The sequence below is a fragment of the Pseudomonas sp. SG20056 genome (assembly GCF_031764535.1).
Taxonomy (GTDB): Bacteria; Pseudomonadota; Gammaproteobacteria; order Pseudomonadales; family Pseudomonadaceae; genus Aquipseudomonas.
The window spans coordinates 2,039,900-2,052,117 of record NZ_CP134499.1 but is presented as its reverse complement, the minus strand read 5'-3'; the positions used below and the strand labels follow the sequence as shown (position 1 = coordinate 2,052,117).

General features: G+C 59.9%; 11 protein-coding genes. 8 read left to right on the top strand and 3 right to left on the bottom strand.

What is annotated here, in order from left to right; genetic code table 11:
- Entirely contained in the window at nucleotides 1–606 is a 606-nt protein-coding gene (locus tag RHP75_RS09875) for a tRNA isopentenyl-2-thiomethyl-A-37 hydroxylase MiaE (protein ID WP_311091667.1), read from the bottom strand.
- Between the two features lie 243 nt (nucleotides 607–849).
- Between RHP75_RS09875 and RHP75_RS09870 the strand changes: the two genes are divergently transcribed.
- Nucleotides 850–1,713: a universal stress protein gene (locus RHP75_RS09870; protein WP_311091666.1), complete on the top strand. Its 864-nt coding sequence runs from the start codon at nucleotides 850–852 to the stop codon at nucleotides 1,711–1,713.
- A gap of 62 nt (nucleotides 1,714–1,775) precedes the next feature.
- On the opposite strand, the gene RHP75_RS09865 is transcribed toward RHP75_RS09870, so the two are convergent.
- Nucleotides 1,776–2,252, bottom strand: a complete 477-nt coding sequence (locus tag RHP75_RS09865) for a DUF1289 domain-containing protein (RefSeq protein WP_090386754.1) — start codon at nucleotides 2,250–2,252, stop codon at nucleotides 1,776–1,778.
- Between the two features lie 406 nt (nucleotides 2,253–2,658).
- On the opposite strand from RHP75_RS09865, the gene acnB reads away from it, so the two are divergent.
- From acnB to alaC, 4 genes are all read left to right on the top strand, one after another.
- The gene (gene acnB, locus RHP75_RS09860; RefSeq protein ID WP_311091906.1) at nucleotides 2,659–5,268 is read left to right on the top strand and encodes a bifunctional aconitate hydratase 2/2-methylisocitrate dehydratase; all 2,610 of its coding nucleotides are present in this window, start codon (nucleotides 2,659–2,661) and stop codon (nucleotides 5,266–5,268) included.
- Between the two features lie 214 nt (nucleotides 5,269–5,482).
- Complete coding sequence (locus tag RHP75_RS09855) at nucleotides 5,483–6,679, top strand: CmpA/NrtA family ABC transporter substrate-binding protein (RefSeq protein WP_311091664.1); 1,197 nt, start codon at nucleotides 5,483–5,485, stop codon at nucleotides 6,677–6,679.
- A 1-nt stretch (nucleotide 6,680) separates the two neighbouring features.
- Nucleotides 6,681–7,259, top strand: coding sequence for an ANTAR domain-containing response regulator (locus RHP75_RS09850; protein ID WP_311091662.1), 579 nt, complete (start codon nucleotides 6,681–6,683; stop codon nucleotides 7,257–7,259).
- Nucleotides 7,260–7,398: 139 nt separating this feature from the next.
- Entirely contained in the window at nucleotides 7,399–8,625 is a 1,227-nt protein-coding gene (gene alaC, locus RHP75_RS09845) for an alanine transaminase (RefSeq protein ID WP_311091661.1), read from the top strand.
- Between the two features lie 36 nt (nucleotides 8,626–8,661).
- Here the strand turns inward: alaC and RHP75_RS09840 are convergent, their stop codons facing one another.
- Complete coding sequence (locus RHP75_RS09840) at nucleotides 8,662–9,054, bottom strand: hypothetical protein (protein WP_311091659.1); 393 nt, start codon at nucleotides 9,052–9,054, stop codon at nucleotides 8,662–8,664.
- 211 nt (nucleotides 9,055–9,265) lie between these two features.
- Between RHP75_RS09840 and RHP75_RS09835 the strand changes: the two genes are divergently transcribed.
- The 3 genes from RHP75_RS09835 (at nucleotide 9,266) to ntrB (ending at nucleotide 12,180) form a co-directional block, all read left to right on the top strand.
- Nucleotides 9,266–9,583 (top strand): transcriptional regulator, encoded by a 318-nt coding sequence (locus RHP75_RS09835; protein WP_160088470.1) that lies wholly within the window; start codon nucleotides 9,266–9,268, stop codon nucleotides 9,581–9,583.
- 447 nt (nucleotides 9,584–10,030) lie between these two features.
- Entirely contained in the window at nucleotides 10,031–11,314 is a 1,284-nt protein-coding gene (locus RHP75_RS09830) for a CmpA/NrtA family ABC transporter substrate-binding protein (RefSeq protein ID WP_311091658.1), read from the top strand.
- A 14-nt stretch (nucleotides 11,315–11,328) separates the two neighbouring features.
- The gene (gene ntrB, locus RHP75_RS09825) at nucleotides 11,329–12,180 is read left to right on the top strand and encodes a nitrate ABC transporter permease (RefSeq protein WP_311091657.1); all 852 of its coding nucleotides are present in this window, start codon (nucleotides 11,329–11,331) and stop codon (nucleotides 12,178–12,180) included.
- The last annotated feature ends 38 nt before the right edge of the window (nucleotides 12,181–12,218 follow it).

Sequence of the window (12,218 nt, the reverse complement as noted above, 5' to 3'; positions counted from 1 at the left end):
TTAGAGCGGCGGCACACCGCTGTGAAAACGAAACTCGGTGTCCGGTGACTCGATCAGCTCGCGCTCCGCCGCCCTCACTCGTTCGATGGCCTGGTTTACGTCGCGTTCATCGCCGTACTGATAAGCCAGCTTCAGATAGTTCTGAAAATGCCGCGCCTCGCTTTTCAGCAAGCCGAAGTAGAACTTGCCCAGCTCTTCATCCAGGTGCGGCACCAGGGCCTCGAAACGCTCGCAGCTGCGCGCCTCGATAAACGCACCGACCACCAGGGTATCCACCAATTTGTGCGGTTCATGGGTGCGCACCACCTTGCGCAAGCCCGAGGCGTAGCGCGCCGCCGATACAGGGCGCAGGCCGATCTTGCGGCGCTTCATGATGCGCAGCACCTGCTCATGGTGCACCAACTCCTCACGGGCCAGGCGCGACATGGCGTTGAGCAGGTCGACATAGGTGCTGTACTTGGCCATCAGGCTCAAGGCCGTGCTGGCGGCCTTGAATTCGCAATTCTTGTGGTCAATCAGCAAGGTCTGCTGATCAGCCAAGGCGGCTGTGATCCAGGCATCAGGTGTGCGGCAACCGAGAAACTCGTGGATTTCCGGCAGGTTCATCGGTGCGCACTCAACATCGGGCTATACCCGGGCTGAAAGGTAGCGCAACGCAGCAAATGATCGATTTGGGCTGACAGATACATAAATTCACAAAAATGAGCGGGCTTGAGCAGTGCGGCTGCAGGGCCGCCATTATACGAATGAACACGCGAACAGCCACTCGATTGACACCGGTCAAGCATCAAGCCAGTGGCAGCGATCTATAGTGATAAGCAGTACAACCGACTGCACATGGAGATGATCATGCAAGCTATTCGCAGCATTCTGGTGGTGATGGAGCCCAATCACACGGAAGACTTGGCCCTCAAACGTGCCAAGCTGATTGCCGGCGTCACTCAATCGCACCTGCATCTGCTGGTGTGCGATAAGAAAAGTGATCACACCGGCTACCTGCGCGACCTGACCGGTTTGCTCAATAGTGAAGGGTTCAGCACCTCCAGCCAGCAGGCCTGGGATGAAAACCAGCACCAGACCATCATCAACGTGCAGCAGGCCGAAGGCTGCGGCCTGGTGATCAAGCAGCACTTTCCCGACAACCCATTGAAAAAAGCTCTGCTCACCCCCGATGACTGGAAACTGCTGCGCTACTGCCCGGCGCCAGTGCTGATGGTGAAAACCGAAAAATCCTGGGCGGGCACCGCGATTCTGGCAGCGGTTGATGTGGGAAATGCTGACAGCGAACACCGCACTCTGCACACCAGCATCGTCAGCCATGGCTTTGATATTGCCGCCCTGGCCAAGGCCGAATTACATGTAATCAGCGCTCACCCTGCGCCCATGCTCTCGGCGGCCGACCCGACCTTCCAACTCAAGGAAACCATCGAGGCGCGCTACCGCGAGCAATGCAAGGCGTTTCAAGCCGAGTACGAGATCAGCGATGAGCGCTTGCATATCGCCGAAGGTCCGGCCGATGTGCTGATCCCGCAGGTTGCGCACCGCCTCAACGCCGGCGTCACGGTGATCGGCACCGTAGCGCGCACCGGCATTTCTGGCGCGCTGATCGGCAATACCGCCGAGGTGATTCTCGACTCGCTGGAAAGCGACATTCTGGTGCTCAAACCGGACGACATCATTGCCCACCTGGAAGAGCTGGTCGCTCAGCGCTAACCTCTGTGCCGCACAACAAAAAAGCCGCCTGAACAGGCGGCTTTTTCATTTGAAAGAGGGTTTCAGACTCTTATCTCAAGCCCTTCAAGCAGAAAACGCGGCGCGATGTAGCGCTCGTAGTGCGCCTCGGACAGCAGAAAGAACTCGCGATCAATCGCATCGCGCAATTCCGGCAGGCCCCAACTGCGAAACTCTGGCAGCAGCACCATGCCATAGGCCTCCAGCTGACTAATGACCCGCGCACCACGGGCGATCAATTGATAGGCCCAGCAATACGGTGACTGTTGCGGGACAAAACGGATCTTGCGCTGCTCCAGCTGCATTCGCAGACGATCAGCATCGAAAACTTCCAACTTAGCTGCCATAACCTGCACCAACAGCACCTCCAGGCGCAGCCAAACGGCACGCTTTTCCTCGTCGTTATAGCCGTTCCAGTTAATCACCTCATGATGGAAGCGCTTGCAGCCACGGCAGACCAAATCACCGTAAACAGTGGAGCACAGGCCGACACAAGGGGTTTTGATACGTTGGTTGGACATAACGAAAGGCATGGGTACTGGCGGACAAGGCGGCATCTTAGCCCTTTGTCTAAGGCAGATCACCCCCAGATAAACAGGGCCTTTGGCTTAACTTTATCAAAGCTTTCCAGTAGAATTGGCCGGCCTTTTAGAGGCAGCAACGTCCGTTGGAAGCTGTTTTCAAAGCGTCACGAGCACAGTCAATCCTGCAGGTTCGATGTTGGTGCCGACCCTTGAGCCACCCTTCAAGTGTCTGCACCAGCCCTCATCCAGCCCGTCCTGCCGGCGTAAAACTTTGAAAACAGCTTCTGCAAGAAAGCAGCGCAACCTCGGCTGAGCGGCCCATAAAGCCACGAAGCGCCTGGTTTGTTGTTTTCTGGATCGCGTCCCGGACAACCCTTTGGGACCACTGATGAGGGTAATAACTGTGCTTGAAGCCTATCGCAAACATGTAGCAGAGCGTGCCGCTCAGGGTATCGTGCCCCAGCCGCTGAACGCCGAACAAACCGCAGGCCTGATCGAGCTGCTGAAAAACCCGCCAGCCGGCGAAGAAGCTTTTCTGCTCGACCTGATTACCAACCGCGTGCCGCCAGGCGTCGACGAAGCCGCCTACGTCAAGGCCGGTTTCCTCTCTGCCCTTGCCAAAGGCGAAGTCACTTCCCCACTGATCAGCAAGCAACACGCAGTTGAACTGCTCGGCACCATGCAAGGCGGTTACAACATCGCCACCCTGGTTGAGCTCCTCGACAACAGTGAACTGGCTGCCGTGACTGCCGAGCAACTGAAGCACACCCTGCTGATGTTCGACGCCTTCCACGACGTTGCAGAGAAAGCTAAGAACGGTAACGTTCACGCCAAAGCCGTACTGCAATCCTGGGCTGACGGCGAGTGGTTCAAGAACCGCCCTACCCTGGCCGACAAGATCAGCCTGCGCGTGTTCAAGGTCACCGGCGAAACCAATACCGACGACCTGTCGCCGGCTCCAGACGCCTGGTCGCGTCCGGATATCCCGCTGCACGCCCTGGCCATGCTGAAAATGGCCCGTGACGGCATCGTGCCGGACGAGCAAGGCGTAACCGGCCCGATGAAGCAGATCGAAACCATGCGCGGCCAAGGCTTCCCAATTGCCTACGTCGGTGACGTAGTCGGCACCGGCTCCTCGCGTAAATCCGCCACCAACTCGGTGCTGTGGTTCTTCGGCGACGACATCCCTAACGTGCCGAACAAGCGCGCTGGCGGCTTCTGCTTCGGCAGCAAGATTGCTCCGATCTTCTACAACACCATGGAAGATGCTGGCGCTCTGCCAATCGAGTTCGACGTTTCCAACATGCACATGGGCGACGTGATCGACCTGTACCCGCATGCTGGCAAAGTCTGCAAGCACGGCACCGACGAAGTACTGGCCACCTTCGAAATGAAGACCCCAGTACTGCTCGACGAAGTTCGCGCCGGCGGCCGTATCCCGCTGATCATCGGTCGCGGCCTGACCGAGAAAGCGCGCGCCGAACTGGGCCTGGGTCCAACCGACCTGTTCAAGCTGCCTGAGCCACCTGCTGCTAGCACCAAGGGTTTCACCCTGGCGCAGAAGATGGTCGGCAAGGCGTGCGGCCTGCCAGAAGGCAAAGGCGTGCGTCCTGGCACCTATTGCGAACCGAAGATGACCACCGTCGGCTCCCAGGACACCACTGGCCCGATGACCCGCGACGAGCTGAAAGACCTGGCTTGCCTAGGCTTCTCCGCTGACCTGGTGATGCAGTCGTTCTGCCACACCGCTGCCTATCCGAAGCCAATCGACGTCACCACCCACCACACCCTGCCGGATTTCATCCGCACCCGTGGCGGTGTGTCCCTGCGTCCTGGCGACGGCATCATCCACAGCTGGCTGAACCGTATGCTGCTGCCGGACACCGTTGGTACCGGTGGTGACTCGCACACCCGCTTCCCGATCGGCATCTCCTTCCCGGCCGGTTCGGGCCTGGTTGCCTTCGCCGCTGCCACTGGCGTAATGCCGCTGGACATGCCGGAGTCGGTACTGGTGCGCTTCAAGGGCAAACTGCAACCGGGCATTACCCTGCGTGACCTGGTGCATGCCATCCCTTACGTGGCCATCCAGAAAGGTCTGCTGACCGTCGAGAAGAAAGGCAAGAAGAACATCTTCTCCGGCCGCATCCTCGAGATCGAAGGTCTGGACGAGCTGACCGTTGAACAGGCTTTCGAGCTGTCCGACGCCTCTGCCGAGCGTTCCGCCGCTGGTTGCACCATCAAGCTGCCGGAAAAGGCGATTGCCGAGTACCTGCGTTCGAACATCACCCTGCTGCGCTGGATGATCAGCGAAGGCTACGGCGATGCGCGCACCATGGAACGTCGCGCTCAAGCGATGGAAGCCTGGTTGGCCGATCCGAAGCTGATGGAAGCCGACAAGGACGCCGAGTACGCCGAAATCATCGAAATCGACCTGGCCGACATCAACGAGCCGGTTCTATGCGCACCGAACGACCCGGACGATGCTCGTCTGCTGTCCAGCGTTCAGGGCGAGAAGATCGACGAAGTGTTTATCGGTTCGTGCATGACCAACATCGGTCACTTCCGCGCGGCTGGTAAGTTGCTGGAAAAAGTCGAAGGCACCCTGCCGACCCGCCTGTGGCTGTCGCCGCCGACCAAGATGGACCAGCATCAGCTGACCGAAGAAGGCTACTACGGCATCTACGGCAAAGCCGGCGCGCGCATGGAAATGCCGGGCTGCTCGCTGTGCATGGGTAACCAGGCACGCGTTGAGGCGAACTCCACCGTAGTTTCGACTTCCACCCGTAACTTCCCCAACCGTCTGGGCGATGGCGCCAACGTCTACCTGGCTTCGGCCGAGCTGGCGGCTGTTGCAGCAATCACCGGTAAACTGCCGACTGTTGAGGAGTACATGGACTACGCGAAGAAAATCGACACCATGGCTGCGGACGTTTACCGCTACCTGAGCTTCGACCAGATCGCCGAGTTCCGTGAAGCTGCTGCAAACGCCCAGATCCCTGCTGTTCAGGTCTAAGCGTTACCCGCAACAAGAAAGCCCCGCCTAGTGCGGGGCTTTTTCTTTCCCGCCGTAAAACCCGCAGACAGATGGCATATGCCTTGCTTTGGCTTAAGCCATTAGACCTTTCCAACGGCGGAAATGGCCGAAATAGACAATGGTGTCGTTCTGATCGCGGACTGAAGTCAGCGTTTGGTACGGCACCTTTTTGTGTGGGCACAGGAAACGCACCATGAATGAGCACGACATCAGCCGCAGCGATACACCGGAAAAACCGGTACTGAATATCGGCTTTATGGCCCTCACAGACGCCGCATCGGTCATCGTGGCCGCCACCCAGGGCTTCGCCGAGAAGCATGGGCTGACCCTCAACCTGCAGCGCCAGGCCTCCTGGGCCACACTGCGCGACAAATTGCTGTGCGGCGAACTCGATGCAGCGCATAGCCTCTACGGCCTGATTTATGGCGTGCAGCTCGGCCTGGGCGGCGCACCAGCCACAGATATGGCGGTGCTGATGGGGTTGAACCAAAACGGCCAAAGCATCAACCTGTCGCCCGCCTTGCAAGCAGATGGCGTGAGCACTGGCAGCGCATTGGCGCAACGCGCGCACCAGCCTGGCGCAAAATTGACCTTCGCCCAGACCTTCCCCACCGGCACCCACGCCATGTGGCTGAATTACTGGCTGGCCAGCCAAGGCATTCACCCATTGAGCGACGTGGACAGCGTCGTCGTACCGCCACCGCAGATGCTCGCCCACCTTAAAGCCATGCGCATCGATGGTTTCTGCGTCGGCGAACCCTGGTGCGCTCAGGCCGTGAATGAGCAGATGGGTTGCACTCTTATAACTAGCCAGGCCATCTGGCCGGACCACCCGGAGAAAGTTCTGGGCTGCACCCGTGAGTTTGCTGAGCAGTACCCCAACAGCGCGCGTGCGTTGATCATGGCGGTGCTGGAAGCCAGCCGGTTTATCGATGAGAGCGAAGAAAACCAACGCAGCACCGCGCAACTGCTCAGTGGTAGCGAGTATGTCGATGCGCCGCTGTCGGCGATCCAGCCGCGCTTTCTCGGCCAGTATCAGGACGGCCTCGGCCATGCCTGGCAGGATGCCCACCCGCTGCGCTTCCACGCAGGCGGCGCCGTCAACCAGCCGTACCTGTCCGACGGCATGTGGTTTATGACCCAATTCCGTCGCTGGGGCCTGCTGCGTGACGACCCGGACTACCTGGCTATTGCTCGCCAGGTGCAGCAACTGGACCTCTACCGCCAAGCCGCCGAAGCACTCGGAATCTATATACCAAGCGACATGCGCAGCAGCCAGTTGCTCGACGGCCAGGTCTGGGACGGCAGCGACCCGGCCGCCTACGCGCGCAGCTTTGCCCTACACGCCCTGGCCGATGCGCCCCTCAGCGCCCAACAGGAGAGCCGTTAATATGCTGCGCATCCTGCTGATCAACGACACCGCAAAGAAGGTTGGCCGCCTGAAAAACGCCCTGACCGAGGCCGGTTTCGAGGTCATCGACGAATCCGGATTGACCATCGACCTGCCGGAACGGGTCGAGGCAGTTCGGCCTGACGTGATCCTGATCGACACCGAATCACCGAGCCGCGACGTGATGGAACAGGTGGTACTGGTCAGCCGTGATCAACCGCGGCCGATTGTCATGTTCACCGACGAGCACGACCCCGGCGTAATGCGCCAGGCGATTCAGAGCGGCGTAAGCGCCTATATCGTCGAGGGCATCCACGCCCAGCGTCTGCAGCCGATTCTCGACGTGGCCATGGCCCGCTTCGAGAGCGATCAGGCGCTACGCGCGCAGCTGCAGGCCCGCGATGCCCAACTGGCCGAACGCAAGCGCATCGAACTGGCCAAGGGCCTGCTGATGAAGATGAAAAGCTGCGACGAAGAACAGGCCTACACCCTGATGCGCCGTCAGGCCATGAGCCGTCAGCAGAAGCTCGCGCAGGTGGCCGAACAGATCATCGCCATGCACGACATGCTCGGCGGCTAAGCCAATCGCACTGTTATGCCGCAGAGCCGCTTGACTGTGCTGGACAGCCGGGTGGCGCGGCGCTTATCTTCGCCGCCTGGCCAGCGCACTGGCCAACGTCGCTCGGACGGTTCCGGGCGCTTACGTATCCGAGGAAAGCATGGCTGACCAAGCTTCGCGCCGCTTTGCGCGCATTGATCGACTCCCCCCCTACGTTTTCAATATCACCGCCGAGCTGAAGATGGCCGCGCGACGCCGTGGCGAAGACATTATCGACTTCAGCATGGGCAACCCGGATGGCCCCACGCCGCCGCATATCGTCGAGAAGCTGGTGCAGGTCGCCCAGCGTGAAGACACTCATGGCTACTCCACCTCACGCGGCATTCCGCGTCTGCGCCGTGCCATTTCACGCTGGTACAAGGACCGCTACGAGGTCGAGATAGACCCGGAAAGCGAAGCCATCGTCACCATCGGCTCCAAGGAAGGCCTGGCGCACCTGATGCTGGCCACTCTGGACCATGGCGATACCGTATTGGTGCCCAACCCCAGCTACCCGATTCATATCTACGGCGCGGTGATCGCCGGTGCCCAGGTGCGCTCAGTGCCGCTGGTGCCTGGCGTGGACTTCTTCGCCGAGCTGGAGCGGGCGATTCGCGAATCGATCCCCAAGCCGAAGATGATGATCCTCGGCTTCCCCTCCAACCCCACCGCGCAGTGCGTGGAGCTGGACTTCTTCGAGCGCGTGGTGGCCCTGGCCAAGCAATACGATGTGCTGGTGATTCACGACCTGGCCTACGCCGATATCGTCTACGACGGCTGGAAAGCCCCGTCGATCATGCAGGTGCCGGGCGCCAAGGACATTGCCGTGGAGTTCTTCACCCTGTCCAAGAGCTACAACATGGCCGGCTGGCGCATCGGCTTCATGGTGGGCAACAAGGAGCTGGTCAGCGCCCTGGCGCGAATCAAGAGCTACCACGACTACGGCACCTTCACTCCGCTGCAGGTGGCGGCGATTGCCGCACTGGAAGGTGATCAGCAATGCGTGCGCGATATCGCCGAGCAATACCGCCAGCGCCGCAACCTGCTGGTTAAAGGCCTGCACGAGCTGGGCTGGATGGTTGAGAACCCGAAAGCCTCGATGTATGTCTGGGCGAAAATTCCTGAGCAATACGCACAGCTCGGTTCGCTGGAGTTCGCCAAGAAGCTGCTGCTGGAAGCCAAGGTCTGCGTCTCCCCGGGCATTGGCTTCGGCGACTACGGCGATGACCATGTGCGCTTTGCCCTGATCGAAAACCAGGACCGCATCCGTCAGGCAATTCGCGGGATCAAGACGATGTTCCGCGCCGATGGCCTGTTACCCGGCAAGAAGGCCAAGGCCGACGAGTAAACAAACAGAGGGCACCTTAGGGTGCCCTCTTTGGTTTCAACCGGAGTAATCCAGTACCGTCCAAACCCGGGTAAGGCCATCGGTAATGACGCAGCCGCTCTGCCCGAGTTGATTATTGCTGTGCAGCGACATCAGATTGGTCATGCCATCCGCCGCATCCGAGCGCTCGCTCAGCCACTGCACACGGCCGCAGTTGGCCGTTTCGATCACATAACTGGCCGCCACGGCAGAGTCCTCGCTCGGCAGCCTGATCACATCCACCACCGTGCCCTGCTCTTCCACGCGTTTTCCGTCGGATACCAGCACCGCCCAGGCCTGCCCGTTCTCAATCACCAGATAGGTGCCATTGGCCCTGGGTTGATCAAGCTGTGGCTGCGCACAACCGGCCAAAAGACCCAACAGCACAATTGTCATCAGCATCTGTTGCATTGTTAGTGACTCCTCTGCAGTGCCTGTGGCCATTGGCTTTGCGGGCAGATGGCGCGAGTGATCGAGTAGGTGCCGGTTAAGGCCATGGGCTTACTATTATCGAATACTGTTTATTTGTACAGTATTTTTCGATTACCCTTGGTCGTGCCATCCAGCCAACCTTGCCACCCGGCAGATCGGGCCCATACAAGGCGTTAACAGGAGTACCCAGATGCTCGACGTACTGCAGTTGAAACACAGCGTAAACCGCATGCCCCTGGAAAAAATCCGGGCCACCGTCAATGAATTGCAGCTTGAAGGCATCGTCACCGAGGGCAAGACGCCGTTTTCCCGGGTGCACTTCAACACCTGTTTTGCCGAGATCGAAGCCTTGCTGCAGCGCGCCGGCTATCACCGCCAACTTGATGTAGTCGGCTATCAGGGCCTGGCCTATGCCATGTTCGACCCTTCGCGCTGGGAAGCGGTGGAGGTGCTGCGCTGGCTCAAGGAGTTTGTCGAGGAAGCTCAGGGCAAATCGTTATCCCGCTAAGGCTGTGGCACGCGATCAATACTTGAGCTAGCCAGCACCAAGGCGAAGCAAAAGCGCTTGGCAGCGGCTTGACCATGCACAGCATTGGCTCAATAAGCCGGCTGGAAGCGTTGCTGATCTGCGGCATGACGCACTGCTACAGCAAGAAAACTCTGCTCTAGCCAACATTCAATACTGCGCTTAAGCCTATGATTTATAGCGTTTAAGCCTGCCAACCTAAGGCTCGTTCGAGCCATTCTCAGCGCGCACTGGCGGTTGTTAGCCGCCGTGCCCCAGTAAAACTGGCAAGCCCCTTGCAGTTGTCCTCACAAGATTCCTGCGCAGCCCACCAACGGCGGTGAGCCGCGGATCACGGACAACGGCGTCCGTCAGGTCCCCTCCTTAGAGGTGGCCTGGCGTACGCCGTTTTTTGTTTCAGCCGTTTTATCGGCCAGAAGGGACAGACCTATGACTGATCGTGATTCGAAAAACCCAAGCCTGCACAGCCGCCGTAATTTCCTGAAAACCTCGATTGCCGTCGCCGGCACCGTCGGCGGTGTCGCCGCCCTTGGCCTCAGTGCACCCGCCTCGCTGCGTAGCGTGGCCTGGGCCGCCGGCTCCGATGCGCCAGAAAAGGCGGCGCTGAAAGTCGGCTTTATCCCACTGACTGATTGCGCATCAGTAGTCGTCGCCGCGACTCAGGGCTTTGGCGAGAAATACGGCCTGACCATCACCCCGAGCAAGGAAGCCTCCTGGGCTGGAGTGCGTGACAAGCTGAATACTGGCGAACTGGATGCCGCCCACGTGCTGTACGGCATGATGTACGGCGCACAACTGGGTATCGCCGGGCCGCAGAAGGATATGGCCGTACTGATGGGTCTGAACCAGAACGGCCAGGCCATCACCCTATCCAAGCAGCTCAAGGAAGCCGGCGTCACCAACGGTGCGCAACTGGCCGAGCATGTAAAAAAAGGCGGCAACCCGCTGACCTTCGCCCAGACCTTCCCCACCGGCACCCACGCCATGTGGCTGTATTACTGGCTGGCAAGCCTGGGCATCAACCCGATGAGCGATGTGAAAACCATCGTCGTGCCACCACCGCAGATGGTCGCCAATATGCGTGTCGGCAATATGGACGGTTTCTGCGTCGGCGAGCCCTGGGGCGCGCGAGCGATTGCCGACAAGATCGGTTTCACCGCCGTGACCAGCCAGCAGATCTGGCCGGATCACCCGGAAAAGGTCCTCGGCACCACCCGCACCTTTATCGAGCAGTACCCAAACGCAGCCCGCGCGCTGATCATGGCCGTGCTGGAAGCCAGCCAGTTTATCGAGGCCAGCGAGGAAAACCGCAAGAGCACGGCCAAGCTGATTTCCGGCAAGGCTTACGTTAATGCACCGGTCAAAGTGATCGAGCCGCGCTTCCTCAGCCACTACGAGGACGGCCTGGGCAACAGCTGGAAGGACGACCACGCCATGGCCTTCTGCAAAAACGGCACAGTGAACTTCCCGTATCACTCCGACGGCATGTGGTTTATGACCCAGTTCAAGCGCTGGGGCCTGATCAAGGAAGACCCGAACTACGCCGCCGTCGCCGCCGGGGTCAACCAGGTTGCGCTGTACAAGGAAGCCGCCAGTGCGCTGAACATCCCAGTGCCGGCCAGCTCACTGCGCAGCAGCACGCTGATCGACGGCAACGTCTGGAATGGCTCCGACCCGGCTGCCTACGCCAACTCCTTTGCGATTAAAGCCTGATTGGGAGGTTCGTGATGAACGCACCACTGAAAACCCCATTGCCGTTAGCTGCGCCGATCAGCAAAGCGCCACGCCAGGTTCTGCCAGGCGTGGCGGCACTGACCAGTCTGCTCAAGGCGGTTGTGCCGCCATTGCTCGGCATCCTGCTGTTTATCGGCGTGTGGGCGCTGATTGCGACCAAGAGCGAGGGCCTGCCTGGCCCGGTAAGTACCTGGGCGGCGGCGCTGGAGCTGTTTGCCAACCCGTTCTATGACAACGGCCCGAATGACATGGGCATCGGCTGGAACATCCTGCATTCGCTGGGCCGCGTCGGTATCGGCTTTGTTTTGGCGGCGCTGGTGGGCATTCCGCTAGGTTTTGCCATCGGCCGCTTTGCCTTTCTCGCCGGCATGCTCTCGCCGATCATCAGCCTGCTGCGCCCGGTTTCGCCGCTGGCCTGGCTGCCTATCGGCCTGCTGGTGTTCGAAGCGGCTGGCCCGGCGTCGATCTGGGTGATTTTTATCAGCTCGATCTGGCCGATCATCCTCAACACCGCTGCTGGCGTGGCCAGCGTGCCGCAGGATTACCTGAACGTGGCGCGGGTGCTCAAGCTGTCGGAGTTCAAGGTGCTCACCCGCATCCTCTTCCCCGCCGTACTGCCGCATCTGATGACCGGCATCCGCCTGGCCATTGGCGTGGCCTGGCTGGTGATCGTCGCCGCCGAGATGCTTACCGGCGGTACCGGCCTGGGCTTCTGGGTGTGGGATGAGTGGAACAACCTCAACGTCGAACACATCCTGATCGCCATCATCATCGTCGGCCTGGTCGGCCTGGCCCTGGAGCAGCTGTTGCTGCTGCTGGCCAAACGTTTCGACTACGCCAGTTAAAGCAGACCAGCTGATTACGCCAGTTTAAGGAGCCGCAA

Excerpts from the sequence above, each read along its gene's own strand:
- RHP75_RS09875 (WP_311091667.1), bottom strand. The coding sequence starts at position 606 with ATGAACCTGCCGGAAATCCACGAGTTTCTCGGTTGCCGCACACCTGAT.
- RHP75_RS09870 (WP_311091666.1), top strand. The coding sequence starts at position 850 with ATGCAAGCTATTCGCAGCATTCTGGTGGTGATGGAGCCCAATCACACG.
- RHP75_RS09865 (WP_090386754.1), bottom strand. The coding sequence starts at position 2,252 with ATGTCCAACCAACGTATCAAAACCCCTTGTGTCGGCCTGTGCTCCACT.
- RHP75_RS09855 (WP_311091664.1), top strand. The coding sequence starts at position 5,483 with ATGAATGAGCACGACATCAGCCGCAGCGATACACCGGAAAAACCGGTA.
- RHP75_RS09850 (WP_311091662.1), top strand. The coding sequence starts at position 6,681 with ATGCTGCGCATCCTGCTGATCAACGACACCGCAAAGAAGGTTGGCCGC.
- alaC (WP_311091661.1), top strand. The coding sequence starts at position 7,399 with ATGGCTGACCAAGCTTCGCGCCGCTTTGCGCGCATTGATCGACTCCCC.
- RHP75_RS09840 (WP_311091659.1), bottom strand. The coding sequence starts at position 9,054 with ATGCAACAGATGCTGATGACAATTGTGCTGTTGGGTCTTTTGGCCGGT.
- RHP75_RS09835 (WP_160088470.1), top strand. The coding sequence starts at position 9,266 with ATGCTCGACGTACTGCAGTTGAAACACAGCGTAAACCGCATGCCCCTG.
- RHP75_RS09830 (WP_311091658.1), top strand. The coding sequence starts at position 10,031 with ATGACTGATCGTGATTCGAAAAACCCAAGCCTGCACAGCCGCCGTAAT.
- ntrB (WP_311091657.1), top strand. The coding sequence starts at position 11,329 with ATGAACGCACCACTGAAAACCCCATTGCCGTTAGCTGCGCCGATCAGC.